Genomic DNA, 23,382 nt, shown 5'->3' on the forward strand with positions numbered 1-23,382 from the left:
CAGCGGGAGGAGACCTTTATGAATCAATTACACCCACAAGCAACCGCATCATTACAACGCTGGCATCAGATGATTGCCGCCCGCGATCTCAATGGACTGGCGGAAATCGTTCACCCTGAAGCGGTATTCCGTTCCCCGATGGCGCACCAGCCGTATGCCAGTGCGCAGGCTGTTGTGTTGATTCTGGGCACGGTGATACAGGTATTTCAAGACTTTACTTATCACCGTGAATTCGTGTCTGACGACGGGCTCAATGTTGTGCTTGAATTCAGTGCCCGGGTTGGCGACAAGCAGCTCAAGGGGATTGATATGATTGCTTTCGACGATGCCGGCAAGATACGGGATTTTGAAGTAATGGTCAGACCGATGAGTGGCTTACAGGCACTAGGTCAGGAAATGGGAGCCAGACTGGCGCAGTATTTACCTGCCTATAAAGCTGCTAAAGCGGCAGAGTGACGCTGACAAATACCGGATACGGCGGCGGATATTACCGCATATTCCGTAGACGCTTACTTGTTCGCTGCCCGCTTTAACAAACGCATCAGACCGCCGAGTACCGGGAGCTTTTCGTACAGTTCCTCGGCGGCATCCCAATAATCCCTGTGCATGGTGACGCGGCCATCAGTCGCAAAGCAGATGTGGGTGGCGCCACGTATGCATTGTTCTTCAGTGCTGAAACGCTTCATCGTGAACAGGAAATCCCAGCATAAAAATGCGTTGTCGCCTTGCAGTACGGTAGAGGTCACCAGAAAGCGCGGCTGATTGACCTGCTCAAACATATGCAGAAAAATCTGCTTGATATGATTGCTGCCGCGCACCTCATTAAACGGGTCTTTGAAATACGCATCTTCGGTATAAATACGCTCAATATCATCGACCCCGTTGAGGCTGATGGTTTCAAAAAAACTCACCAGTTTATCCAGACTGGCCTGATGTTCCTGAGGGCTCATTTATAGTCCTGTCACTTTGTGTACGAGATAAAAGTAACTGCGATAAGGCAGTAAGCGTGCTAACCGCAGCCAGTTAGTAAAACGTTTCGGGAAGTGGATATGAAATTCACCTCGCTCCAGACCCCGCACCAGTGCTTGCGCTGCAGCTGGCGCTGTCATTAAGGCCGGCATCTCGAAATCATTATTTGCCGTCATCGGTGTGGCGACAAAGCCCGGATTAATCATATACACCCCAATGTTTTTCGGATGCAGATCCACATACAGTGATTCGCACAGATTAATGATCGCCGCCTTACTTGGACCGTATGCCAGCGCTTTTGGCAAACCGGAATAACCGGCAACCGAACCGACGATACCGATACCGCCGGAACCCTGTTTTAACAAGGTAGGCAGTACAACCTCCAGACACTGATAGACCCCACGCACGTTGACGTTGAGCACGTGATTGGCATCGGCGAGATTAAAACTGTCTGCTCGCATTTCATTGTAGGCGCCAGCGACGACTAAAACCAGATCAAGCTGGTGCCATTCTGCGAGCAACTGTGTATGCGCTGTTTGTAAGCTAACGAGGTCTGTCATATCCAGCGGCAAGGCCAATGCTTGCGGGAAGACTTGCGCGATGTGTCGCAGTTGCTCCCCGTTACGTGCTGACAGCGCTACACTCGCGCCTTTGGTCAGCAGCAACCGCGCTACTTCGGCACCGATTCCGGTTGATGCGCCGATGATCCAGACACGCTTTCCTTGCCAGTCACGTATGCGCGGATTCATTTCATCTGTCCATCACGTTTGGTGAACGACAAGGTGACACTGCCGAGATCAACGCCAAATTTGCGCATGATCGCCCGGTTCAGCATCACTTTGTCATTCATCAGCACCATCACATCGTCAAAATCAACGTGATACACGGTGCCGTCAACCGGCAACGCCAACACGTAATTCCAGTGCAGTGTGTTACCGGAAACGATGCCCTGCGCTTCGCCTATCACGTCCGGGGCAGTCCCTGTAAAGCGATCTGGTGCCGTCTGTTTCAAGGTCCAGATACGTTTTTGTTTCGTGCCGTCGGAGTAGGTAAAGTCTTCGTCTAGCTTGCCGGTGTCGCCATTCCATTCACAGCGCATGACGACCGTGAAGCGTTTGACTATTTTGCCGGAGCGATCCTGAAACATACCCCAGGCGTCAAGCGTGCCATTAAAGTAGTGCTGCAAGGAAAGCTGCGGCTGCTCTTTCGCATACAGTGCCGGATCGTATTTGCTGGCACAGGATGCTAGTAGCAGACAGGCAGCCAGCACGACAATGTTTTTAAATATGTGATGGAGTTTCATAGTGTCTTTCAGCAGAGACGGAAAGTCATTGATAGGTTTTTTCCAGATTGCCCAGCAGCTTGCTGCGGAGATCCGGCGCGGAGGTTTTTTTGTCCAGCCAGATTGCAAAAAAAGAGCGCGCAAATTCCGGGTCGCGAATTTCACCAAGGAATTTCCCGTTCAGATAAAAACGCGCCGCCTCATTTGGGATGTGTATGCCGGTAATCCTGCTGCCTTCTTTGACATCCGGAAATATTCCTTTCATCTGCAGTAACCATCGCTGTCTTTGTTCCGCTGTGCCGAGTTTCAGTTTGTCGATTTCATCAATACTGGTTTCCGCGATTTTGTTACCGTATAAATTTCTGGCGTAGGTCAGATCGAGCGCAAAACGTTGCCGCATGTCAGGATTGCTGCCGGCTGGCAGCCACAGTGCCGCGTCATAAATGGTCAGACCGAACCAGCGATACGTACCGCTTCCCTGCAATACTGCTTGCGGTATCTCATCGCGTATCGGCGGTGGCACCTCATTCGCAGCAGCCCACGCACTGCCGAATAAACAGCAGGCACAGAGCAGCCACAGCAACAAAGAATTGCGCACGGAAATAGCGATCATTTTTTGATTAAGGTAAATTGCGCCACATCGATATTTCCGGCGCGGAATCCGGCTTCGCAATAGGCAAGATAAAATTCCCAGGTGCGTAAAAACTCCTCATCAAATCCCTGCGCTCTGACTTCCGCCAGTTTTTCCATGAATGCTTTACGCCACTCCAGTAAAGTGCGCGCGTAATCAAGACCGAAAGTAAATGTATCTATTACCTGCAAGCCGTGTTGTTCTGCCAGCTGGTGAAATTTGCCTATCGATGGCAACATGCCACCGGGAAAAATATATTGCTGAATGAAATCGGTGCCTTTGCGATAGCGCTCAAATAATTCATCGGCAATCGTGATGCTTTGTATGCAGGCACGCCCACCCTGTTTCAGATTGCGCTGCAGACAGGCGAAATAGCCGGGCCAGTATTCTTCACCGACGGCTTCAAACATTTCTATCGACGCGATGGCATCGTAGTCACCGTGGGCATCGCGGTAATCCTGTATCTGCAGATCGCTGCGTGCATGCAGGCCGGCGCGCTGCAGGCGTTCGCGGGCGAAATGCAATTGCTCGGTGGAGAGTGTCAGTCCGGTCACGTGCGCCTGCGCATCGCGTGTCGCCATCTCAGCGAAACCACCCCAGCCACAGCCAATTTCCAATACTTTGGCTTGCGCAGGCAGATTCAGTTGTTGCAGGATGCGACGGTATTTCATCTGTTGCGCATCGTGCAGACTTTCCACCTGATCCGAGGAAAAGATGGCGCTGGAATAGGTCATGGAAGGATCCAGCCACAGACGATAAAAGTCATTACCGATATCGTAATGTGCATGAATATTTTTTTTGCTGCCTGCTTTTGAGTTCCGGTTTAACAGGTGTTTGATACGATACAAAAGATTGCCCCACCATGTGCCGTAGATGACGGATTCGAGTTGGACACGGTTGCGCGTGATCAGCTCTATCAGTCCCGCCAGATGCGTGGTTGTCCAGTGACCGGCAATATAACTCTCAGCAAAACCGATATCGCCGGATTTCAGAACCGCGCGACAGATTTGCCAGTTGCGCATTTCCAGCGTCACGTGGCGATTACCATCATCGGCGCGGCCAAAATACGCGATCTGCCCATCCGGAAACTGTATGCTCAGGCTGCCGTGTTCCAGCCGCTTCAGTAAGCCAATAACAAAGCGGGCTTCGGCCGGAAACTGCGTGGTGTCCAGTTGTTTTGTCTGACTGCTGTCAGGCGACAAAGTAGGATGCAAAGTGCTCATCGGCTAACCTCTTGCGATGGTGGAGTTGGTTTGGAAAAAAATGGAACGCGTTTTAACCACAGGCGTAATGCCTGAATGTGGATGCGGGCAACGACACCGAAAGTCATCAGCGGGTAGCGCAACATCACTCTGACGATCTGTTGATCTCCCATTGCCTGCTCTTCACCGGAAACGCTGGTGATCAGTAGCGGCCCCTGGTGATCGTCATAATCAATTCTGGCGATGTGGCGTATGTTGTGCTGCCCTTCACGTTCACGTGCTTGTGTCTGTAAAAAACGGAAGCGGTAATGGCCTTCTACTGCACAGAAAGGCGAGACATGAAAGATTTTTTTTGCATGGAGTTCCTGCCCGTTGATCAGCGTGTCGCCTTGCTCCAGCAAATACAGATGTTTTTCACCAAAGGTATTGCTGACCTCGCAGATGATCGCTCTGAGGCTGCCATCATGACGGTGACAAAACCAGAATGACACAGGATTAAATACATAGCCTAGGACACGCGGAAAACACTGCAGCAAGATTTCGCCATCAGCATCGTTGATGCCGTGCTCGTGCAATATTGCATCCAACCAGTCACAGAGGGTCCGCTGCCCATCGCCATGATCTTTGTCGAAAAATGACAGCAGGTTGAAACGATTATGCGAAAAAAAGCGATACGGCATTGACACGGTCTGTGCCGTCATGGCGCGTACTGGGACACGGATGAAAAAGACGCCATAGCGAAACGCATTTTTTGCCGGACGCAGGCGTTTATGCAAGACCTCACCGGTACACAGACGTATCGTCGGTGATGCGGTTTGCTGTTTCAGTGTGGCGTTATCTGCTGGTGTCATCGTTTATTGGGCTGAGATAAAGCGAGCGCTGTTAAGCCGCAAGTGGTCTCACTAGCGGCTGGCTGGCGATAATATTTTTTGCGACGCGTAAACCGGATTTCAGGCCATCTTCGTGGAAGCCGTAACCCGTCCAAGCCCCGGCAAACCAGATCTGCCGCTGGCCCTGTATCTGATTCAGTATGGTTTGCGCTTTCACAGCTGCCGCATCAAACACAGGGTGCGCATAATCAAAGCTGGCGATCACTTTTTCAGGTGCCGGTTCTTCAATCGGATTCAGACTGACAATCACCGGAGTGGTGAACGGCAGTGGCTGCAATTGATTGATCAGATAATGCACGCAGACTTGCGGCTCTTTTCCGTTCGCACTCTGGTAATTCCAGGCAGACCAGGCTTTGCGGTTCTCCGGCAAAAAGCTGGCGTCAGTGTGCAGTACCGCGCGGTTAGGCTGGTATTTCACGGCAGACAGTATTTGCTGCTCTGTGGTGGTGCTGTCTGTCAGCATTTTCAACGACTGATCGCTGTGTGTTGCCATGACGACGTGGTCAAATTCTTCAATACCTCTTGCTGATATGACGCTGACCCGTCCTGATGCACTGCTCTGTACCGCGCTGACTGGCGCATGCAGATAGGTGTGCGCAATATGTGGCAGCAGTTGTTCAACATAATGTCGTGCACCGCCTTTGACGGTGCGCCATTGCGGCCTGTCGTTGACTTGCAATAGACCGTGGTTGTGGCAGAAATTCACGAACGACGACAAAGGAAATTCCATCATGGTCGCAGTCGGGCAAGACCAGATGCAGGCGGCCATCGGCAACAGATACCAATGAATAAATTCATCGCTGTAACGATGCTGCTGCAAAAACTGACCCAACGGGATGTGGAAATCATGTGTTGCTTCCGCTTTTGCCATCGCGGTAGTCTGTTTATTGAAACGCAGGATGTCGCGCAGCATGCGCAGAAAGCGCGGGTTCAACAAATTCCGACGTTGTGTGAACACCGTATCCAGATTAGCTCCAGCCCATTCCAGATATCGTCCGGCTATCGGCATTTTGACTGAGAACGACATATCCGTCGCGACGGTTTCTATCTTCAGATCTTTAAATAATCTGACCAGATTCGGATAGGTTTTGTGATTAAACACCAGGAAGCCTGTATCGACGCCATAGGTTTTACCTTCCAGCGTCACATCAACGGTGTGCGTGTGTCCGCCAAAATAACTGTCTGCCTCAAACAGACTGACTTCGTGGTGTGCGCGAGATAATTCATAAGCGCAGGAGAGGCCGGAGATGCCGGAACCGATGACCGCAATTTTCATCATTTTTTAACGATAAATTTTTTTTCTAATGAATGCCGCCAAGCAGCTTGCATTCCCGACTTACGCTTATTTCAGCCACATTCTGTTACCAATCTGACCGGGAGGAAATACAGATTCCTGCCCGTTGCCGATACGCCTGAGTTAAAATGTGACCTGATATTTCATTTCGTGACTGATCAGTCACGAAATATACTACAAAGTTTAAAGTTGTACAGAAAAAAATGATAAAGCTAAAAATTCCCTTTAAAAAACAGCAGTTTGACGCACGTGAAGAAGCGATTATTGATGCAGTCAATCATCTTTTATCCGATAAAGGGTATGACCTGATGACGATGGATGATGTTGCTGATGCGGTCGGTATCGCGAAAGGTAGTCTGTACAAACACTTTTCTTCGAAAGAAAAACTGGCCGCGGCCGCACTGACCCGTCTGCTGAAAGCAACACTGGAAGAATTAGATACTCTGCCGGAAGACATGCCGGCGATAGAAAAAATCCGGCACATCCTTGCCTGGTCGCTGCGTTTGCGTTTGCAAGGGGGCGTGCCGCATTTGCCATCGACAAGCCGCGCTTTGCAACGTAGCCTGATGCTGAATCTCGATTATGTGACCGTGGCTTTACGGATCAACAAGCGTTTTTATGCACTGGTGGCAACGGCACGTAAGCAAGGCGCTTTGACGGCGCTGGTGCCGGATGATGTGCTGGTGTACACCTTGTATTCGCGCGCCTGCGATCCGACGATGGAGTTTTTGGTGCGCGACCAGCGCTTGACGCATGAGCAGATCGTCGCAGCGATGGTGCATGCCACCATAGGGGGATTTTTGTCAGAGCAGGCGAGAACATCGGCCACGTAAGCGCTCTTTTCTGGTTGCTCCAACCGTGTACTACATCATAAAAAAGGCTGGAAGCCCTCATAAACAGGGGCTTCCAGCCTTTTTGTCAACGGCGTTTGTGTACAGGCCGTGGGCTTATTCCGCCAGCGCTTTTTCTATATCAGCAACCAGCTTTTTATCGTCAGGCTTAGTCATGCTGCTGTAAGCGGCAACGACGTTGCCTTTACGATCGATCAGGTATTTGTAGAAATTCCATTTCGGTGTTGTCCCTGTCGCTTTGACCAACTGTGCATGCAGAGGATTGATGTCTTTGCCGGTGACAGATGACTTGGCAAACATAGGAAACTTCACACCATAGGTGTTGTAGCAAAAATCGGCGATTTCCTTACTGTTGCCCGGCTCTTGCTTGCCGAAATCATTCGACGGAAAACCAAGTACCACCAAACCTTTGCTGCTGTACTTGGCATAGGCTTTTTCCAGCCCTTCATATTGATTGGTGAAGCCGCAATAGCTGGCGGTATTGACGACCAATGCAACTTTGCCTTTGTACTGGCAAAGATCCTGCGGTGCATCGTCTTGCAGGCGATTGAATTTGTGATTCAGGATGGCCGGGCAGGCTTCTGCCTCCTCAGCGAAAGCCGGACTGCTGATTGCAGCCAGGCTGCCAATCAAGGCCGAACAGACAACAGAAAAGACAGCAGAAAACACAACAGAACGTCGCAGCATGGAGGTCTCCTTCATGAAAGAAGCACATAGTAGCGCAGCCGGTAAAAAGCTGCTGATCAGGCTCTTTATATGAAAAATGAATATAGATCGTAAAAATACTTCGTTTTAAAATATAAAGTCGCGAATTATTCTGAGATCCTCATTCAACACTGAATTCAAGGATTCCAGATGAAAGCAAAAAAATTCCTGCTCCTCGCCAGCTTCGCCAGTTTCGCATTTGCCGGTGCGATTCACGGCGCAGCCCACGCTGCAGACATCACGCTGCTCAATGTTTCCTATGATCCTACGCGTGAACTGTATCAGGACGTGAATCAGGCATTTGCAAAACAATGGCAGGCAAAAACGGGCGATAAAGTCACCATCAAACAATCGCATGGCGGCTCAGGCAAACAGGCGCGTTCGGTGATCGACGGTTTGGATGCGGACGTGGTCACGCTCGCATTGGCCTATGACATCGATGCGATTGCGAACGCCGGTTTGCTGTCGAAAACCTGGCAAAAACGCCTGACGCACAATGCTTCGCCTTATACATCCACGATCGTTTTTCTGGTGCGTAAAGGCAATCCTAAAGGGATTAAAGACTGGGCCGATCTGATCAAACCCGGCGTGTCCGTGATTACTGCGAATCCGAAAACTTCCGGCGGCGCGCGCTGGTCGTATCTGGCGGCGTATGGTTATGCATTGAAATTACCGGGCGGTAGCGATGCATCGGCAAAAGACTATGTGCAAAAACTGTTTAAAAATGTGCCGGTACTCGATTCCGGTGCGCGTGGCTCAACCGTGACATTCACTGAGCGCGGTATCGGCGACGTGCTGTTGTCGTGGGAAAACGAAGCTTATCTGGGACTCAAAGAATTCGGTGCGGATAAATTTGAAATCATCACACCATCCGTCAGCATTCTGGCGGAGCCGCCATTGTCCGTGGTCGATAAAGTGGTCGATAAACGTGGCACACGCAAAGTGGCTGAGGCGTATCTGAATTACCTCTACACCGACGAGGCACAGGACATTATCGGCAAAAATTTCTATCGTCCGGTCAGTGAAAAAGCGGCGAAAAAATATGCCGGGCAATTCTCGAAAATCAAGCTGTTCAATATTGATGAGGCTTTCGGTGGCTGGACAGTCGCGCAGAAAACCCACTTTGCCGATGGCGGTGTTTTTGATCAGATTTATCAGCCGAATAAAAAATAATGATGCTCAACAGCGCATTGAAGGAATCACAATGACTATTCTTTTGCTTTCCGGTAGCCCGTCTTCACCGTCGCGCTCCACTCGTCTGCTGCAGCATGCCGGTGAGAAACTCAATGCGCTCGGGCAGCGTACCGTCAGCCTGCATGTCCGCGATCTGCCGGCAGAAGCGCTGATGAATGCGGATTTTTCCGATACCGAACTGAATGTCGCCAGATTACTGGTCGAGCGCGCCGACGCTCTGGTGATTGCCACGCCGATTTACAAAGCAGCTTACAGCGGTTTGTTAAAAGCATTTTTAGACATACTGCCGCAAGACGGTCTGAACGGAAAAATCATTTTGCCTCTGGCGACGGCGGGCAGCCAGTCGCACATGCTGGCGCTCGATTACGCCTTGCGCCCGGTGCTGACGTCGCTGTCGGCACGTCATGTACTGCCAGGCGTTTATGCAACCGATGCCCAGGTTCAGTGGCACGAACAGCAAGGCTTACAGTTGGATGCAGCAATAGCGCAGCGAGTTGCTGACGGCGTGCAATTACTGGCCGAGAGCCTCTCTTCTTTACGACATATACATGCATCGAAACCAGCCGTTGCTGAACTGATGTGTTGTCGCGCCTGACCTGTTCCTGTTGTTGCTGGCCATAAAAATTCGTTGATGAATTTTGAGCCAACGCTGTAGCAGATTTGTAAACCCTGACATTAAGCAACAATCCCGTAAGCGTTACCGCAATGCCTGATTTCCGGCAGGGGTAAGTCTTGCCTATCAATCGAGGAAATGAAATGAGTGAACATCAGAATAGTAATGCACATCAGCGCTATACACGTTACGTTGAGCAGGTGAAAAAAACCAATGCGCTGCGCCGTCGTGTGTTGACAGGCGTGCTGACATTGGCGGCACTCGTTGCCGCTGGTGGTCAGAACATCGCGCATGCACAGAACAGTGCAGCGAAAGGTGTGCTGCGTATTGGTTATCAGAAATACGGCACGCTGACTGTGCTGAAAGGTAATGCCAGTCTTGAAAAACGCCTTGCACCACTCGGCGTGGAAGTGAAATGGATAGAGTTTCCGGCGGGGCCGCAATTGCTGGAAGGCCTGAATGTCGGCAGTGTTGATTTCGGTACTACTGGCGAAGCTCCACCGATTTTCGCACAGGCGGCCGGTGCCGATTTGCTGTATGTCGGCAATGAACCTGCGGCGCCTGCGGGTGAAGCAATCGTCGTACCGAAAGGCTCTGCACTGAAATCGGTAGCTGACCTGAAGGGCAAGAAAATTGTGCTCAACAAAGGTTCTAATGTGCATTACCTGCTGGTGAAATTACTGGAAAAAGCCGGGCTTGCCTACAAAGATGTGGACGTCGTGTTTCTTGCTCCTGCCGATGCACGTGCTGCATTTGAGCGCGGCAGTGTCGATGCCTGGGCGATCTGGGATCCGTTTCTGGCTGCCGCTGAAAAACAGCTCGGCGCACGCGTGCTGGCCGACGGCAAAGGCGCTGTCAGCAATCACCAGTTCTATCTCGCTTCGCGTTCGTATGCACAAAAACATCCCGCCATCATCAGTCTGATTCTGGAAGAAATCGGCAAGACCGGCGACTGGAGCGCGAAAAATATTAAAGCCACTGCTGCAATTCTTTCCGTGCAGATCGGGCTGGAACCATCGATTGTCGAATTGTCCGTTGGCCGTTTTTCTTATGGCGTGAAACCTTTATCGGAAGCCGTGATTCAGGAACAGCAAAGCATTGCAGACAGCTTTGCCGATCTGAAGCTGATTCCTAAACGCATCAGCGTGCGCGATGCGGTCTGGTTGCCATCTGGCGCTAAAGCATCTGTCCTGAAATAAAGAAAGAAATGCGATGAGCTTGAATATATTCTGGTTTATACCTACTCACGGCGATACGCGTTATCTCGGCACCAGCCACGGTGCGCGCGACATCAATTACGACTATCTGCGGCAAATCGCGGTGGCGGCGGACACGCAGGGTTACGACGGTGTGCTGCTGCCGACTGGGCGCTCTTGCGAAGATGCCTGGGTCGTTGCATCCAGCCTGATCAGTGCGACGAAAAAGCTGAAATTTCTGGTCGCAGTCCGTCCCGGACTCAGCAGCCCCGGGTTAGCGGTTCGCATGGCATCGACCTTTGATCGTTTATCGAACGGGCGCTTACTGGTGAATATCGTTACCGGTGGTGATCAGGGCGAACTTGAAGCCGATGGTGTGTTTGCTGATCATGAAAAACGCTATGAAATCACTGAAGAATTTCTGCGTATCTGGCGCGCATCGCTGGGCGGTGAAGGTGGTGATGCCGGTTTTGATTTCAGCGGTAAACATCTGACCGTGAAAGGTGCGAAGACCTTATATCCACCGGTGCAAAAGCCGCATCCGCCTTTGTATTTCGGCGGCTCATCGGCACCCGCGCACGAGCTCGCAGCGGAACAGGTTGACGTCTATCTGACCTGGGGCGAACCGCCTGCGGCCGTCGCTGAAAAAATCGCTGATATGCGCGCACGCGCCGCCAGGCATGGCCGCACTTTGCGCTTTGGTATCCGCCTGCATGTGATCGTGCGTGAAACCAATGAAGAAGCCTGGGCGGCAGCGAATGATCTGATCCGTTATGTTGATGATGAGGTGATTGCGCGGGCGCAGAAAGCGTTTGCGAAGATGGATTCGGTCGGTCAGCAAAGGATGACGGCGCTGCACGGCGGCAAGCGCGACAAACTCGAAGTCTCACCGAATTTGTGGGCGGGTGTCGGGCTGGTGCGCGGCGGTGCCGGAACGGCGCTGGTCGGTGATCCGGAAACCGTGGCGGCACGGATTAAAGAATATGCGGCGCTCGGTATCGAGACCTTTATTTTTTCCGGCTATCCGCATCTGGAAGAATCGTATCGCTTTGCCGAACTGGTCTTTCCGCTGATAGGAAAATCGGTGCCGCGTGTCACGAGTTCGCTCACCGGACCGTTTGGCGAAGTGATCGCCAATTCGATTGCGCCACAGGTTTCGCAAAGCTAGGAGCACAGCATGGCGTCGCCGCTTATAACTGAGATCAATGAGTTCAATGAATTCGCCGGGCTTGCAGACGACTTGTCGCAGACCTTCCGACGCCGCGAATCGGCGCGCCCCGCCACGCCGTGGCGTCAGCATGTCGTGCGTTTGTTGCAGGCATTCGCACCTTGGGCGGTGCCGCTGTTATTGCTGGTGATCTGGCAGGTATCGGCGCAACAGGGCTGGTTATCGAGCCGCATTCTGCCGGAGCCGCTGGCAGTCGCGAAAGCGTTCTGGAATCTGAGCATTTCCGGTGAGATTTTTATTCACGCGAAAACCAGTTTGTGGCGCGCAGTGTCGGGCTTTGTGATTGGCGGCGGCCTCGGCTTATTGCTCGGTCTGCTGACCGGCACCTTCCGCAGCGCGGAAACCCTGCTCGATACCAGTCTGCAGATGATACGTAATATCCCGGCGCTGGCGCTGATACCGCTGGTGATTTTATGGTTTGGGATTGATGAAACCGCGAAGCTGTTTCTGGTGTCAGTCGGCGTGTTTTTCCCGGTGTACCTGAATACGTTTCACGGCATACGTTCGGTGGATCAGGGTTTGATAGAAATGGCGCGCAGCTATGGTTTATCGGGCTGGGCTTTATACCGTGATGTGATTTTGCCGGGCGCTTTGCCATCGATACTGGTCGGCGTGCGTTTTGCGTTGGGGCTGGTGTGGGTTTTGCTGATCGTCGCTGAAACCATTTCGGCGCAGGCAGGCATCGGTTACATGACCATGAATGCGCGTGAATTTTTGCAGACTGATGTCGTGCTGGTGGGGATTTTGTTGTACGCCCTGCTGGGAAAAATCGCCGACGTCTTGTCGCGCGCACTTGAACATTACTGGCTGCGCTGGCATCCGGGTTACCAGAGAAAGCCTGCATGATGCCGGACATTTTATATTCACCTTCACCAGCGGTGGCGCGTATCGCCGCGCTCAGGCAAGAGCTGGACGATGGCATCAGTCATGCCGGCAGCGCGAATGACACATCAGAGTGGAATCCTGCACATTTGCCGCAGCGGACACCGCAAGCCGGTACGGCGATTCATGTCCGGCATTTACAAAAATCCTATAACGGCCGCAGCGTTCTGAAGTCGCTGCAGCTCGATGTGCAAGCCGGAGAATTTGTGGCGGTGATCGGGCGCAGTGGCTGCGGGAAAAGCACCTTGCTGCGCTTGATTGCCGGGCTGGAAAAAGCCGACGGCGGCCGCCTGGATTTTGCGCAGGGCGGGCAAAACAATGCGCGTCCGGAAACCCGCGTGATGTTTCAGGATTCGCGCTTGCTGCCGTGGAAATCGGTACTCGATAACGTCGGGCTTGGTTTGCGCGGTCGTCGCAATGATGCGCTGGCGGCGCTGAACAAGGTCGCACTGGCTGAGCGCGCCGGTGACTGGCCATCGGTATTGTCCGGCGGGCAGCGGCAGCGAGTTGCGCTGGCCAGAGCGCTGGTGCATGAACCGACCCTGTTATTGCTGGATGAGCCGCTGGGCGCACTCGATGCCTTAACGCGCATTGAGATGCAAAGCCTGATAGAGCAACTCTGGCAACAGCGCGGTTTCACTGCTTTGCTGGTCACGCATGATGTGCAGGAAGCGATTGCGCTGGCTGATCGTGTGATTCTGATTGAAGACGGTCAGATCACGCTGGATCAGAAAGTCGATCTGCCGCGACCGCGCGCGCGTGGCAACCCGCTCTTTGCCGCGCTGGAAGAACAGATACTGGCGCGGGTGTTACAGCGCCCCGCGCAACAGCCGGATGCGGAGCTCGGCGATGTGTCGCTGATGCGCACGGTCAACCAGGTGACCTGGGCGATTTAGGTCTCAGCTCTGCTGGCAGCATCAAATCAGTATAAAAATACTCCGGGGGAGTATGTTTCAGAGCCCAATGAATTCACAGACATTAAGGGTTTTTTATTAAAAAAGAGGGGGAGTATCTGTTTTTCGGGATATTTTCCGCATCAAAATCCGCATCAAAAAGGAAGAAAAATGACAATTCAGGCGATTAATGTACGTAACCAGTTCCGCGGCAAAATCAAAGCAATTATCGAAGGCGATGTTGTCTCTGAAGTCGATGTCGAAACCCCGGCGGGCATCGTGACTTCGGTGATCACGACGCGCTCTATCCGCGATCTGAATCTGGTCGTCGGCAGCGAGGTGGTGGCGTTGGTGAAAGCGACTGAAGTCTCGATCGCGAAACTGTAACTGACGGCGTCCGGCGTATCACACCGCGTGGCCGCTGAAAGGAGGAAATATGCATCATCTGAATTTACACAATTATCTGAGCCGCCTGCGTCACTCCACGGCCAGCAGTCATTTGTGGCTGGACGAGCAGGGGCGTGCGCGCGGGCGCTATTTCAACGCCAGCCTGACCAGTGCGTTTCAGGCGATACGTTCGGGTGAGGATCATCAGGTCGTTGCGTATGAAGCCTATGCCCGCAGCTATGATCCCGGCGATCAGGGGCTCAATATCTGGAAGCTGCTGGAATACGTCGCGAATGATGATGAATCGGTGGAGCTGGATCGTCTGTGCCGCTTGTTGCATACGCTGAATTTTTATCGTCAGTCGCCAGAGCCGGGACTGGATTTGTATCTGAGCGTGCACAGCCGTTTGCTGGCTGCGGTGGAAGGCAATCACGGCATGGCTTTCCGGCGGATACTTGATGCGCTGGAATTACCGCATGAACAGATTATTCTGCAATTGCCGCTGATCACACCAAGCCAGCGCTGGGTGCTGACGCATGTCGCTGAGAATTACCGCCGCAACGGTTTTCGCATCGGCGTGAATGCCAGCACATTGGAGCAAGCGGGTGATTTACTTGATCGCATACGCCCTGACGCGATCAAGCTCGATATCAGCGCCGCCAATCATGCGTCTGCGCAGATCAGCTTGCTGCAACGCGCCGATCAGGCGCAGTGCCACATCATTTTCCGGCGCATAGAAAACGAAGCGCGCTTTTTGTCGCTGCAACAGGCAAACGACACGGCAAGCCCGTATCTGGTGCAGGGATTTTTGTTTGACTTGCCGAGAGCAACGCTGGTCGGACCAGCGACGGAGTTGCCAAGCGCCGCATCGCATACAACCTCGACGATTGCGACGACTGCGGCTGAACTGCCGGCCTGATCAGCACGCCTCAGCTTGCCGCATGATGGGTAGCGGCGGCCTGACTATATGTGTTTATCATCTAAGGACATAACAAAAAATTCGTTTTTCTTATATCAAAATCCTGCCAATATTTGCCATCTTTAGTTGAATCAGTAATAAAGGCTGACTATGGCATCTGCTGCAATTGCAACAGGCGGTCAACCGACCAGTAAACGTGTGCTTCCCGGTTTTCATCTGTCGCTGGGATTTACCCTGTTTTACCTCGCGTTGATTGTCTTAATCCCACTTTCTGCGGTCTTTCTCAAAACCTTCACCATGACCTGGCCAGCGTTCTGGGAAACCGTAACGTCTGATCGTGTCATGGCATCGTATCGTCTGACTTTCGGTGCGTCTTTTCTGGCGGCGCTGATCAACGTGCTGTTTGGCGGCATCGTGGCCTGGGTGCTGGTGCGCTATCAATTTCCCGGTAAGCGGCTGATTGATGCGCTGGTCGATCTGCCGTTTGCCTTGCCGACCGCTGTCGCCGGTATCACGCTGGCGACCTTGTACGCGCCGAATGGCTGGATAGGCAAATTACTGACGCCGCTGGGCATCAAAGTCGCGTTCACGCCTTTAGGAATTTTGATCGCGCTGACATTTATCGGCTTGCCTTTTGTGGTGCGCACGGTGCAACCGGTGCTCGAAGAAGCCGAAAAAGAGCTCGAAGAAGCCGCGCTGAGTCTGGGTGCCAGCCATTGGCAAGTGTTCACACGGGTGATTTTCCCGACGATATTGCCTGCGATGCTGACGGGCTTTGCACTTGCGTTTGCGCGGGCGACTGGCGAATACGGCTCGGTGATTTTTATCGCCGGCAATATGCCGATGATTTCAGAAATCACACCGCTGTTCATGATCACTAAATTGGAACAATACGATTACGCCGGTGCCACCGCCATTGCGGTTGTGATGTTGTTGCTGTCGTTTGTTTTGCTGCTGTCGATCAATGCTTTGCAGGCATGGACGCGCAGCCGGCAGGGAGGAAAAGAATCATGAGCACGACCAGTATTGCAGCACCTTCAGCGGTCTCCGCACAACGCCGCGCCGAGCCTGCGATCAATCCGGCAGCCACGCTGGAACCCTTGTGGATACGCGTCACGCTGACATTGATTGCCTTCGCGTTTCTGAGTCTGTTTTTATTTGTACCGCTGGCGGCGGTATTTGCCGAAGCCTTAAAAAAAGGCTGGCAGGTGTATCTGGAAGCCATTGTCGAACCGGATGCTTTATCGGCGATTAAATTGACGCTGATTGCGGCGGGTATTGCCGTACCGCTGAATCTGATTTTCGGCGTTGCCGCCGCCTGGACAATTGCCAAATTCGAGTTTCGCGGCAAGAGCGTTTTACTGACGCTGATCGATTTGCCGTTTTCCGTGTCGCCGGTGATTTCGGGTCTGGTGTATGTGTTGCTGTTCGGCGCGCAGGGCTGGTTTGGCGAATGGTTGCGCGATCACGATATCAAGATTCTGTTCGCAGTTCCGGGCATCGTACTGGCAACGATTTTTGTGACTTTTCCGTTTGTGGCGCGCGAGCTGATTCCATTGATGCAGGCGCAGGGCAGTGAGGAAGAAGAAGCGGCGCTGGTGCTGGGTGCATCGGGCTGGCAAACCTTCTGGCATGTGACTTTGCCGAATATTAAATGGGGTTTGCTGTATGGCGTGATCCTGTGTAATGCGCGGGCGATGGGCGAGTTCGGCGCGGTGTCGGTGGTGTCCGGCCACATTCGCGGCGAGACCAACACCATGCCTTTGCAGGTCGAAATTTTATACAACGAATACAACTTCGTAGCAGCGTTTGCAGTGGCTTCATTGCTGACCTTGCTGGCCTTGCTGACGCTGGCATTAAAAACGATCGTTGAATGGCGCACCAATGAGAGTCGCGCCCCCATTTCTGAAGAATAAGCCGGAGCGAAAATCATGAGTATCGCCGTTCATCAATTAAATAAACGTTTTGGTCAGTTTACCGCGCTGAATAATGTCTCGCTGGATTTTCCCGATGGCGAACTGACGGCCTTGTTAGGGCCATCCGGCTGCGGTAAAACGACTTTACTGCGTATCATCGCCGGTCTGGAATTTGCCGATAGCGGCCAGGTCTTGCTCGATGGTCAGGACGCCTCGCAACAGCATGTGCGTGATCGTCAGGTTGGTTTTGTGTTTCAGCACTATGCCTTGTTCAAGCACATGACGATATTTGAAAACATCGCATTCGGTTTGCGGGTGAAGGCAAAAAACGTGCGGCCTTCTGAAGCGCAGATCAAAGAAAAAGTCACGAAGCTGCTGGAACTGGTGCAGCTGGACTGGCTGGCAGACCGTTACCCGCCGCAGTTGTCCGGCGGTCAGCGGCAGCGTATCGCGCTGGCGCGCGCACTTGCCGTGGAGCCGCGCGTGCTGCTGCTCGACGAGCCTTTCGGCGCGCTCGATGCGAAGGTGCGTAAAGAGCTGCGCCGCTGGTTGCGTCGTCTGCATGACGAGCTGCATGTGACCAGTATTTTTGTCACGCATGATCAGGAAGAAGCGCTGGAAGTTGCCGACAAGATTGTGCTGATGAATCAGGGGCAGGTCGAACAGGTCGGTGCACCTGCCGAGGTGTATCAGCATCCGGCGACACCGTTTGTATATGGCTTTCTGGGGAACGTGAACCTTTTCCGCGGCCGTATTCACGAAGGCATACTCGATGCCGGTGGCGTGCCATTTGAAGCGCCGGGCCATGCAGATACCAAAGATGCATTCGGTACGGCGTATGTGCGTCCGCATGAATTTGAGATCGACCGCTACGCGCCCGGTGCCGAAGGGCTGGTCGTGCAATTGCGGCGCGTGCACAGCATAGGCCCGCTGGCGCAACTGGAAATGGAACGCGACGATAACGGCGATCTGGTCGAAGCGATGATATCAAGCGAACGCTATCTGCAATTACAACTGAAAGTCGGTGAGGCGCTGGTGGTCAGACCTAAGCGCTTGCACGTCTTTGTCGATAACCAATGAGCGGAGACTGACTATGAATTTTCAACAATTACGCTCGATCAGAGAAGCATCCCGACGCGGCTTTAATCTGACCGAAGTAGCGAATGTGCTGTTCACTTCACAACCGGGCGTCAGCCGCCAGATCCGCGAGCTGGAAGAAGAGCTGGGCGTGGATATTTTTGAACGCAATGGCAAACGCCTGACTGGTCTGACTGAGCCCGGAAAAGGCATCCTTCCCATCATAGAACGTCTGCTGCTGGAAGCTGAAAATCTGCATCAGGCCGGCAGCGAATATTCCGATCAGACCAAAGGCACGCTGGCGATTGCGACCACGCATACGCAGGCGCGCTATGTGCTGCCGAAAGTGGTGCAGCAATTCCGTCAGGCGTTTCCGGAAGTACGCATCGCTCTGCAACAAAGCTCGCCGGAACACATCGCCGAATGGGTGATGTCAGGCAAAGCCGATATCGGTATTGCAACTGAGGGTTTATCGCAATTCAAGGATCTGGTGTCATTCCCATGCTACGAATGGAATCACGTGATTGTTGTGCCGGAAGGTCATCCGCTATTGCGTAAAGAAACGCTGACGCTGGAGGATCTGGCGAATTATCCACTGATAACGTATGACGTCGGCTTCACTGGTCGCGGTCATATTGATGCAGCTTTTCTGGATGCCGGTCTGCGTACCGACATCGTGCTGACCGCGATGGATTCTGACGTGATTCAGCAATATGTCGCGCTTGGACTGGGCGTGGGTATTGTGGCGTCGATGGCGATAGAAACGAATCGCACCAATGGCTTGCGCACTATCGCTGCCGATCATTTATTCACGCCGAATGTGACGCGGCTGGCGGTACGGCGCGGCGCGTATTTGCGCACCTATACCTATGATTTTATCCGTCAGTTTGCACCGGCACTGAGTAAGGAAGACATACGTAAAGCAATTGCAGACGCTGACAATAACTGATTTGCCACCGGGTGTCGCTTATGCGGCCCGCGTAAAAACCGATTGCGTGTCTGAAGCGTGAAGGCTGAAAGACGCCGTGTACAATGGCCGCTTTTCCAGCGGCTATTTTTTTTGCGCCGTTCTTTTTCTGAATGAATTCGTATGCCTCAATTTGAACAAAAGATCTGTACCCGTGCTGCATTGGCCGAACGTGTTGCGGCATTGCCCAAACCCGTGGTGATGACGAATGGTGTCTTTGATATTTTGCATCGTGGTCACGTCACGTATCTGGCTCAGGCCAGAGAACACGGCGCGTCGCTGGTGGTGGCACTGAATACGGATGCTTCGGTCAGACGACTGGGTAAAGGCGATGACCGCCCGGTGAACACCTGTGCTGATCGCATGGCCGTGGTTGCGGCATTAGAAGCGGTCAGCCTGGTGGTGGATTTCGATGAAGATACCGCGTTGGAAGCCGTACTTAGCGCGCATCCGGATATTTATGTCAAAGGTGGCGATTACGATATGAGTGCGATTCCGGAAGGGCAGGCAGTGCTGGCGTATGGTGGTCAGGTAGCAGCGATTGACTTTGAACACGATCGTTCCACCAGCAAGTTACTGGCGAAAGTGCGGGCGCAGACCTGACACCGGCGTCCGGCATTTCTGTAACGCCGGACACCGTTTTTCTCAGGTCAGGCGCCGCCGACAAAGCCGTTTTGGCGCCAGGCTTCGTAAATAACGACGGCGACGGTATTCGACAGATTCAGGCTGCGATTGTCTGGCCGCATCGGCAAGCGTATGCGCTGACTGAGCGGAAAAGATTCACGTAGTTCGGTTGCGAGTCCGCGGGTTTCTGCACCAAAGACGAAATAATCGCCGGGCTGAAATGCGACGCTGGAAAATGCCGTCGAGCCATGCGTGGTCATGGCAAACATTCTTTGCGCATCAGGTTGTTCACTGGCCAGAAACGCTTCCCAGTTTTTATGCACTTTCATCGTCGCATAATCGTGATAATCAAGACCTGCGCGTTTCATCTTGCTGTCGTCGAGTGGAAAACCCAGCGGTTCTATCAGATGTAGTTGTGCTCCGGTATTGGCGCATAAGCGGATGATATTGCCGGTATTCGGCGGAATTTCAGGTTCTACGAGGACGACGTGAAACAAGGTGTTTCCTTAATAAATATGATGTGGGGTGCGGGCAAAAACATAATTGCTGACTTTGCGTGCGCCAAAACGTTTCAGCATTGTAGCGATTTCGTGCAGGGTCATGCCAGTGGTGATGACATCATCGACGATACCGATATGCCTGCCTTTGATGGTTTGCAACAGCTGATCGTCAGGGACAAAGGCATTTTTCACGTTGCGCATCCGCGCGTCGGGCGCAAGGCTGCTTTGTTTGGCGGTTTCCCGGGTTTTGCGCAATGCCTGCGGATGCAAGGGGATACCCAGATGTAGCGCCAGTGGTCTGGCTATTTCCAGTGCCTGATTGAATCCACGTTCTGTCAGCCGATTGTGGCTTAACGGAACAACGCAGAGCCAATCCGGCAACTCCTGATGCTGCTGGTGCAGAATCGCATCGCGCAGCATCGCTGCAAACACCGGGGCGAGCGCCAGATGATGGCCGAATTTTAATGACAGTACCAGACGGTCTTGCGGCGCTTCATAGTCGCAGGCGACGATGGTGTTGTCGAACGCGGGTGGATTTTGCAGGCAGTCACCGCAACGCGGCGTATTGGCGCCCGGCGGCATGACTAAACCACATTGTTCGCAGCGGCATAGGTCGCGCGGAAAATAGCTGGTCAGGCATTGTTCGCAAATGACATCCCGGTTCTGGGCATGACATAAAGCACAACTGCACGGCAGCAGTTGTGCCAAGGAAGCTTGCCAGCTTTTACGCCATATTTGCTGTAAGTACATCATGCGTTTGCGCCTTCATGCAGCGGCCATAATCACAAGCGTGTAAACTCCCGCATTATCTCATTCAAACAGACGTCAAGATCGTTTTCCTTATGCTCAGTGCACCTATCGACACACGGCTGGTTCGTCAGCTGTTTTCCCATCCGGCAAAAATCGCGGGATCTGATTTTTTACGTCGGGAGATCGCCGGGCGTATGCGCGAAAAACTGGAATTGGTGCGGATCACACCTGCGCAGATACTTGACGCTGGTTGTGGTGTTGGCGCTGATGTCGCTGAGTTTCAGCGTATGTACGCCGGAGCGCAAGTGCTGGCGCTGGATGCCGCACCGGCGATGCTGGCAGAGATACAGGAGCAACAACGGGCAGCGATGAGCGCGGTTGGCCGTTTGTTTGCAAAATTAACACCGGCCGCTTTACGTGGCGAGCAGGGTGCCAATCTGATTTGTGGCGATTTTGCTAAATTACCTTTGCCATCGCAGTCACTTGATCTGATCTGGTCGAATCTGGCCTTGCACTGGCATCCGCAACCCGATCTGGTGTTCGCTGAATGGCGCCGGGCCTTGCGCACCGATGGTTTGCTGATGTTTTCATGCTTCGGGCCGGACACTCTGAAAGAATTACGCCAGGCATATGCGGATGTTGATGAGTTTCCGCATACCCTGCCTTTTGTCGATATGCATGATTTTGGTGACATGCTGGTGAATGCCGGTTTTTCCACGCCTGTCATGGATATGGAAAAAATCACGCTGACGTATCAGGATACCGGGAAGTTGCTGGCCGACGTGCGGGCGCTTGGCGGCAATCCGTTGCTGAGCCGTCGTCAGGGGCTCAGCGGAAAGCATGCACATCAGGCGATGCTGAGTGCGCTGGAGCAGCAACGCGCTGCCGATGGCCGTATTGCTCTGAGTTTTGAAGTCGTTTACGGGCACGCTTTCAAACCGGTCAATAAGAAAACGGCAGCAGGCGAATCTATCGTCCGTTTCGATTTACCTAAGAAACGACCGTAATTTGTTTGATCTGGATTAAAGAAGCATCTTAAAGTGATAAGCAAGCACTATTATTCGTTGTTTCATTTGCGCCAGATCATTGATTTCTTGTTTGTATTCTGCTTGATATCCTTTTAAGTTACACCTTATACTCACGACGTTGTAGAAGTTGCCAGCACGCACTTTGTAACAATATTCCGCGTCCTGGTACGACAAATTCATAAGAATTCTAAACGGGGTTTTGGGGATATCATGAAACATGGAAAGCGATTAAAGTCGTTCATGCTGGGTGCCTCGCTCCTGGCGGCAGGACTGCCCGCGTGGGCAGTGGTCGACAGCCAGGGTGGACCGGCGGTACGCCAGTTAAATTTGCAAACACCTGTCACACAAATAGCGGAACAAATTTACTCGATACATAACCTGATGCTGGTTATCTGTCTGGTTATCTTTGTCGCCGTTTTCGGAGTCATGTTTTACTCCATCCTGAAACACAGGAAATCTCTCGGCCACAAGGCAGCTTCCTTCCATGAAAGTACCACTGTTGAAATCGCATGGACTGTTGTGCCTTTTCTGATTGTGATCGGCATGGCGCTGCCAGCGACCAAAACAGTCGTGGCGATGAAAGATACTTCAAACGCCGACATTACAATTAAAGCCACTGGTATGCAGTGGAAATGGGGTTATGACTATCTGAAAGGTGAAGGCGAAGGCATTTCTTTCTTATCGACCTTGTCCACACCCCGCACCCAGGTTGGCTCTCCCGGCGTTGCGCCGACCGAAGCCCGTGGCGACAATTATTTGCTCGAAGTCGATAATCAGGTCGTGGTTCCTGTGAATAAAAAAGTACGCATTATCACGACAGCTAATGACGTGATTCACTCATGGACGATTCCAGCTTTCGGTGTGAAGCAGGATGCGATTCCCGGCTTCGTTCGCGATACCTGGTTCAAAGCAGAAAAAATTGGTGTCTATCGCGGTCAGTGCGTTGAGCTGTGCGGTAAAGAACATGCATTTATGCCTATCGTCGTGAATGTGGTTTCTGACGACGACTATAAAAAATGGGTCGATACCAAGAAAAAAGAAATGGCTGCCAAAGCGGATGATCCGAGTAAGGTCTGGACGGGCGATGAGTTAAAACAGCGTGGCGAGAAAGTCTATGCGGCTAACTGTGTTGCCTGCCATCAGGCGACTGGTAAAGGTGTTCCGGGTGCATTCCCTGCGTTAGATGGATCGCTGATCGTCAATGGCGTCAAAGTGGATCAGGTCGGTATTTTGTTGAACGGTAAAAATGCGATGCCATCTTGGAAATCCACTTTGTCCGACACGGAAATCGCGGCTGTTATCACTTATACCCGCAACAGCTGGTCTAACAAAGCTGCTGAAAATATCGTCCAACCAGCTGAAGTTCTGGCTGCGCGTAAGTAAA

The 23,382-nt window shown here is 52.5% G+C and carries 27 protein-coding genes; 17 read left to right on the plus strand and 10 right to left on the minus strand.

Going from position 1 to position 23,382, the window contains the following annotated elements:
- Positions 1–18: 18 nt before the first annotated feature.
- Complete coding sequence (locus tag KDM87_RS16215) at positions 19–456, plus strand: nuclear transport factor 2 family protein (protein ID WP_212680166.1); 438 nt, start codon at positions 19–21, stop codon at positions 454–456.
- A 53-nt stretch (positions 457–509) separates the two neighbouring features.
- On the opposite strand, the gene KDM87_RS16220 is transcribed toward KDM87_RS16215, so the two are convergent.
- The 7 genes from KDM87_RS16220 to KDM87_RS16250 are packed head-to-tail and all read right to left on the minus strand — an operon-like array spanning position 510 to position 6,250.
- Positions 510–950, minus strand: coding sequence for a nuclear transport factor 2 family protein (locus tag KDM87_RS16220; protein WP_212680167.1), 441 nt, complete (start codon positions 948–950; stop codon positions 510–512).
- A complete protein-coding gene (locus KDM87_RS16225) occupies positions 951–1,718 on the minus strand; it encodes an SDR family NAD(P)-dependent oxidoreductase (protein WP_212680168.1) in 768 nt (255 codons plus the stop codon).
- A complete protein-coding gene (locus tag KDM87_RS16230) occupies positions 1,715–2,272 on the minus strand; it encodes a DUF3833 domain-containing protein (RefSeq protein WP_212680169.1) in 558 nt (185 codons plus the stop codon). The genes KDM87_RS16225 and KDM87_RS16230 overlap by 4 nt, the downstream gene beginning before the upstream one ends.
- A gap of 25 nt (positions 2,273–2,297) precedes the next feature.
- Complete coding sequence (locus KDM87_RS16235) at positions 2,298–2,864, minus strand: chalcone isomerase family protein (RefSeq protein ID WP_212680170.1); 567 nt, start codon at positions 2,862–2,864, stop codon at positions 2,298–2,300.
- Positions 2,861–4,105 (minus strand): SAM-dependent methyltransferase, encoded by a 1,245-nt coding sequence (locus KDM87_RS16240; RefSeq protein WP_212680171.1) that lies wholly within the window; start codon positions 4,103–4,105, stop codon positions 2,861–2,863. Before KDM87_RS16240 ends, KDM87_RS16235 begins: the two co-directional genes overlap by 4 nt.
- Complete coding sequence (locus tag KDM87_RS16245; protein WP_212680172.1) at positions 4,102–4,935, minus strand: DUF1365 domain-containing protein; 834 nt, start codon at positions 4,933–4,935, stop codon at positions 4,102–4,104. Before KDM87_RS16245 ends, KDM87_RS16240 begins: the two co-directional genes overlap by 4 nt.
- 31 nt (positions 4,936–4,966) lie before the next feature.
- A complete protein-coding gene (locus KDM87_RS16250) occupies positions 4,967–6,250 on the minus strand; it encodes an NAD(P)/FAD-dependent oxidoreductase (protein WP_212680232.1) in 1,284 nt (427 codons plus the stop codon).
- A 221-nt stretch (positions 6,251–6,471) separates the two neighbouring features.
- Between KDM87_RS16250 and KDM87_RS16255 the strand changes: the two genes are divergently transcribed.
- Positions 6,472–7,101: a TetR/AcrR family transcriptional regulator gene (locus KDM87_RS16255; protein ID WP_212680173.1), complete on the plus strand. Its 630-nt coding sequence runs from the start codon at positions 6,472–6,474 to the stop codon at positions 7,099–7,101.
- 114 nt (positions 7,102–7,215) lie between these two features.
- On the opposite strand, the gene KDM87_RS16260 is transcribed toward KDM87_RS16255, so the two are convergent.
- Positions 7,216–7,806, minus strand: a complete 591-nt coding sequence (locus KDM87_RS16260) for a glutathione peroxidase (protein WP_212680174.1) — start codon at positions 7,804–7,806, stop codon at positions 7,216–7,218.
- Positions 7,807–7,974: 168 nt separating this feature from the next.
- On the opposite strand from KDM87_RS16260, the gene KDM87_RS16265 reads away from it, so the two are divergent.
- The 13 genes from KDM87_RS16265 (at position 7,975) to rfaE2 (ending at position 19,699) form a co-directional block, all read left to right on the plus strand.
- Positions 7,975–8,997 (plus strand): sulfate ABC transporter substrate-binding protein, encoded by a 1,023-nt coding sequence (locus KDM87_RS16265; protein WP_212680175.1) that lies wholly within the window; start codon positions 7,975–7,977, stop codon positions 8,995–8,997.
- 31 nt (positions 8,998–9,028) lie between these two features.
- Positions 9,029–9,613 (plus strand): NADPH-dependent FMN reductase, encoded by a 585-nt coding sequence (gene ssuE / locus KDM87_RS16270; protein ID WP_212680176.1) that lies wholly within the window; start codon positions 9,029–9,031, stop codon positions 9,611–9,613.
- A 161-nt stretch (positions 9,614–9,774) separates the two neighbouring features.
- Positions 9,775–10,830 carry a sulfonate ABC transporter substrate-binding protein gene (locus tag KDM87_RS16275; RefSeq protein WP_212680177.1) on the plus strand — a complete coding sequence of 352 codons (1,056 nt, stop codon included), beginning with the start codon at positions 9,775–9,777 and terminating at the stop codon, positions 10,828–10,830.
- Positions 10,831–10,849: 19 nt separating this feature from the next.
- A complete protein-coding gene (gene ssuD / locus KDM87_RS16280; RefSeq protein ID WP_212680233.1) occupies positions 10,850–11,995 on the plus strand; it encodes an FMNH2-dependent alkanesulfonate monooxygenase in 1,146 nt (381 codons plus the stop codon).
- Positions 11,996–12,004: 9 nt separating this feature from the next.
- Positions 12,005–12,901: an aliphatic sulfonate ABC transporter permease SsuC gene (gene ssuC, locus KDM87_RS16285; RefSeq protein ID WP_212680178.1), complete on the plus strand. Its 897-nt coding sequence runs from the start codon at positions 12,005–12,007 to the stop codon at positions 12,899–12,901.
- Positions 12,901–13,833, plus strand: a complete 933-nt coding sequence (locus KDM87_RS16290; RefSeq protein ID WP_212680234.1) for an ATP-binding cassette domain-containing protein — start codon at positions 12,901–12,903, stop codon at positions 13,831–13,833. The genes ssuC and KDM87_RS16290 overlap by 1 nt, the downstream gene beginning before the upstream one ends.
- Before the next feature lie 168 nt (positions 13,834–14,001).
- Positions 14,002–14,217, plus strand: a complete 216-nt coding sequence (locus tag KDM87_RS16295) for a TOBE domain-containing protein (protein WP_200179498.1) — start codon at positions 14,002–14,004, stop codon at positions 14,215–14,217.
- A 49-nt stretch (positions 14,218–14,266) separates the two neighbouring features.
- Positions 14,267–15,136, plus strand: coding sequence for an EAL domain-containing protein (locus tag KDM87_RS16300; protein ID WP_212680179.1), 870 nt, complete (start codon positions 14,267–14,269; stop codon positions 15,134–15,136).
- 150 nt (positions 15,137–15,286) lie between these two features.
- A complete protein-coding gene (cysT, locus tag KDM87_RS16305; RefSeq protein WP_212680180.1) occupies positions 15,287–16,150 on the plus strand; it encodes a sulfate ABC transporter permease subunit CysT in 864 nt (287 codons plus the stop codon).
- Positions 16,147–17,052 carry a sulfate ABC transporter permease subunit CysW gene (cysW, locus tag KDM87_RS16310; RefSeq protein ID WP_212680181.1) on the plus strand — a complete coding sequence of 302 codons (906 nt, stop codon included), beginning with the start codon at positions 16,147–16,149 and terminating at the stop codon, positions 17,050–17,052. The genes cysT and cysW overlap by 4 nt, the downstream gene beginning before the upstream one ends.
- A 15-nt stretch (positions 17,053–17,067) precedes the next feature.
- Positions 17,068–18,132 carry a sulfate/molybdate ABC transporter ATP-binding protein gene (locus KDM87_RS16315; RefSeq protein ID WP_212680182.1) on the plus strand — a complete coding sequence of 355 codons (1,065 nt, stop codon included), beginning with the start codon at positions 17,068–17,070 and terminating at the stop codon, positions 18,130–18,132.
- A 13-nt stretch (positions 18,133–18,145) separates the two neighbouring features.
- The gene (locus KDM87_RS16320) at positions 18,146–19,078 is read left to right on the plus strand and encodes a CysB family HTH-type transcriptional regulator (RefSeq protein ID WP_212680183.1); all 933 of its coding nucleotides are present in this window, start codon (positions 18,146–18,148) and stop codon (positions 19,076–19,078) included.
- A 141-nt stretch (positions 19,079–19,219) separates the two neighbouring features.
- Positions 19,220–19,699, plus strand: a complete 480-nt coding sequence (gene rfaE2, locus KDM87_RS16325; RefSeq protein WP_212680184.1) for a D-glycero-beta-D-manno-heptose 1-phosphate adenylyltransferase — start codon at positions 19,220–19,222, stop codon at positions 19,697–19,699.
- A gap of 47 nt (positions 19,700–19,746) precedes the next feature.
- Here the strand turns inward: rfaE2 and trmL are convergent, their stop codons facing one another.
- Positions 19,747–20,217: a tRNA (uridine(34)/cytosine(34)/5-carboxymethylaminomethyluridine(34)-2'-O)-methyltransferase TrmL gene (trmL, locus tag KDM87_RS16330; RefSeq protein WP_212680185.1), complete on the minus strand. Its 471-nt coding sequence runs from the start codon at positions 20,215–20,217 to the stop codon at positions 19,747–19,749.
- Between the two features lie 9 nt (positions 20,218–20,226).
- Positions 20,227–20,973 carry a phosphoribosyltransferase family protein gene (locus tag KDM87_RS16335; protein ID WP_230407831.1) on the minus strand — a complete coding sequence of 249 codons (747 nt, stop codon included), beginning with the start codon at positions 20,971–20,973 and terminating at the stop codon, positions 20,227–20,229.
- A gap of 89 nt (positions 20,974–21,062) precedes the next feature.
- On the opposite strand from KDM87_RS16335, the gene KDM87_RS16340 reads away from it, so the two are divergent.
- Together KDM87_RS16340 and coxB are read left to right on the plus strand one after the other, a co-directional pair.
- Positions 21,063–21,977 carry a methyltransferase domain-containing protein gene (locus KDM87_RS16340; RefSeq protein ID WP_212680186.1) on the plus strand — a complete coding sequence of 305 codons (915 nt, stop codon included), beginning with the start codon at positions 21,063–21,065 and terminating at the stop codon, positions 21,975–21,977.
- Positions 21,978–22,208: 231 nt separating this feature from the next.
- Entirely contained in the window at positions 22,209–23,381 is a 1,173-nt protein-coding gene (coxB, locus tag KDM87_RS16345) for a cytochrome c oxidase subunit II (RefSeq protein WP_212680187.1), read from the plus strand.
- Position 23,382: the final 1 nt, after the last annotated feature.

The sequence above is a fragment of the Cognatundibacterium rivi genome, from assembly GCF_018139565.1.
In the GTDB taxonomy this organism is placed as follows: Bacteria; Pseudomonadota; Gammaproteobacteria; order Burkholderiales; family Burkholderiaceae_D; genus Undibacterium; species Undibacterium rivi.

Excerpts from the sequence above, each read along its gene's own strand:
- KDM87_RS16290 (WP_212680234.1), top strand. The coding sequence starts at position 12,901 with ATGCCGGACATTTTATATTCACCTTCACCAGCGGTGGCGCGTATCGCC.
- coxB (WP_212680187.1), top strand. The coding sequence starts at position 22,209 with ATGAAACATGGAAAGCGATTAAAGTCGTTCATGCTGGGTGCCTCGCTC.
- KDM87_RS16320 (WP_212680183.1), top strand. The coding sequence starts at position 18,146 with ATGAATTTTCAACAATTACGCTCGATCAGAGAAGCATCCCGACGCGGC.
- KDM87_RS16300 (WP_212680179.1), top strand. The coding sequence starts at position 14,267 with ATGCATCATCTGAATTTACACAATTATCTGAGCCGCCTGCGTCACTCC.
- KDM87_RS16295 (WP_200179498.1), top strand. The coding sequence starts at position 14,002 with ATGACAATTCAGGCGATTAATGTACGTAACCAGTTCCGCGGCAAAATC.
- KDM87_RS16275 (WP_212680177.1), top strand. The coding sequence starts at position 9,775 with ATGAGTGAACATCAGAATAGTAATGCACATCAGCGCTATACACGTTAC.
- cysW (WP_212680181.1), top strand. The coding sequence starts at position 16,147 with ATGAGCACGACCAGTATTGCAGCACCTTCAGCGGTCTCCGCACAACGC.
- KDM87_RS16315 (WP_212680182.1), top strand. The coding sequence starts at position 17,068 with ATGAGTATCGCCGTTCATCAATTAAATAAACGTTTTGGTCAGTTTACC.
- KDM87_RS16230 (WP_212680169.1), bottom strand. The coding sequence starts at position 2,272 with ATGAAACTCCATCACATATTTAAAAACATTGTCGTGCTGGCTGCCTGT.
- ssuC (WP_212680178.1), top strand. The coding sequence starts at position 12,005 with ATGGCGTCGCCGCTTATAACTGAGATCAATGAGTTCAATGAATTCGCC.
- KDM87_RS16265 (WP_212680175.1), top strand. The coding sequence starts at position 7,975 with ATGAAAGCAAAAAAATTCCTGCTCCTCGCCAGCTTCGCCAGTTTCGCA.
- KDM87_RS16260 (WP_212680174.1), bottom strand. The coding sequence starts at position 7,806 with ATGCTGCGACGTTCTGTTGTGTTTTCTGCTGTCTTTTCTGTTGTCTGT.
- KDM87_RS16220 (WP_212680167.1), bottom strand. The coding sequence starts at position 950 with ATGAGCCCTCAGGAACATCAGGCCAGTCTGGATAAACTGGTGAGTTTT.
- KDM87_RS16340 (WP_212680186.1), top strand. The coding sequence starts at position 21,063 with ATGCTCAGTGCACCTATCGACACACGGCTGGTTCGTCAGCTGTTTTCC.
- ssuE (WP_212680176.1), top strand. The coding sequence starts at position 9,029 with ATGACTATTCTTTTGCTTTCCGGTAGCCCGTCTTCACCGTCGCGCTCC.
- KDM87_RS16250 (WP_212680232.1), bottom strand. The coding sequence starts at position 6,250 with ATGAAAATTGCGGTCATCGGTTCCGGCATCTCCGGCCTCTCCTGCGCT.
- KDM87_RS16255 (WP_212680173.1), top strand. The coding sequence starts at position 6,472 with ATGATAAAGCTAAAAATTCCCTTTAAAAAACAGCAGTTTGACGCACGT.
- KDM87_RS16335 (WP_230407831.1), bottom strand. The coding sequence starts at position 20,973 with ATGATGTACTTACAGCAAATATGGCGTAAAAGCTGGCAAGCTTCCTTG.
- KDM87_RS16245 (WP_212680172.1), bottom strand. The coding sequence starts at position 4,935 with ATGACACCAGCAGATAACGCCACACTGAAACAGCAAACCGCATCACCG.
- KDM87_RS16235 (WP_212680170.1), bottom strand. The coding sequence starts at position 2,864 with ATGATCGCTATTTCCGTGCGCAATTCTTTGTTGCTGTGGCTGCTCTGT.
- KDM87_RS16215 (WP_212680166.1), top strand. The coding sequence starts at position 19 with ATGAATCAATTACACCCACAAGCAACCGCATCATTACAACGCTGGCAT.
- cysT (WP_212680180.1), top strand. The coding sequence starts at position 15,287 with ATGGCATCTGCTGCAATTGCAACAGGCGGTCAACCGACCAGTAAACGT.
- rfaE2 (WP_212680184.1), top strand. The coding sequence starts at position 19,220 with ATGCCTCAATTTGAACAAAAGATCTGTACCCGTGCTGCATTGGCCGAA.
- KDM87_RS16225 (WP_212680168.1), bottom strand. The coding sequence starts at position 1,718 with ATGAATCCGCGCATACGTGACTGGCAAGGAAAGCGTGTCTGGATCATC.
- KDM87_RS16240 (WP_212680171.1), bottom strand. The coding sequence starts at position 4,105 with ATGAGCACTTTGCATCCTACTTTGTCGCCTGACAGCAGTCAGACAAAA.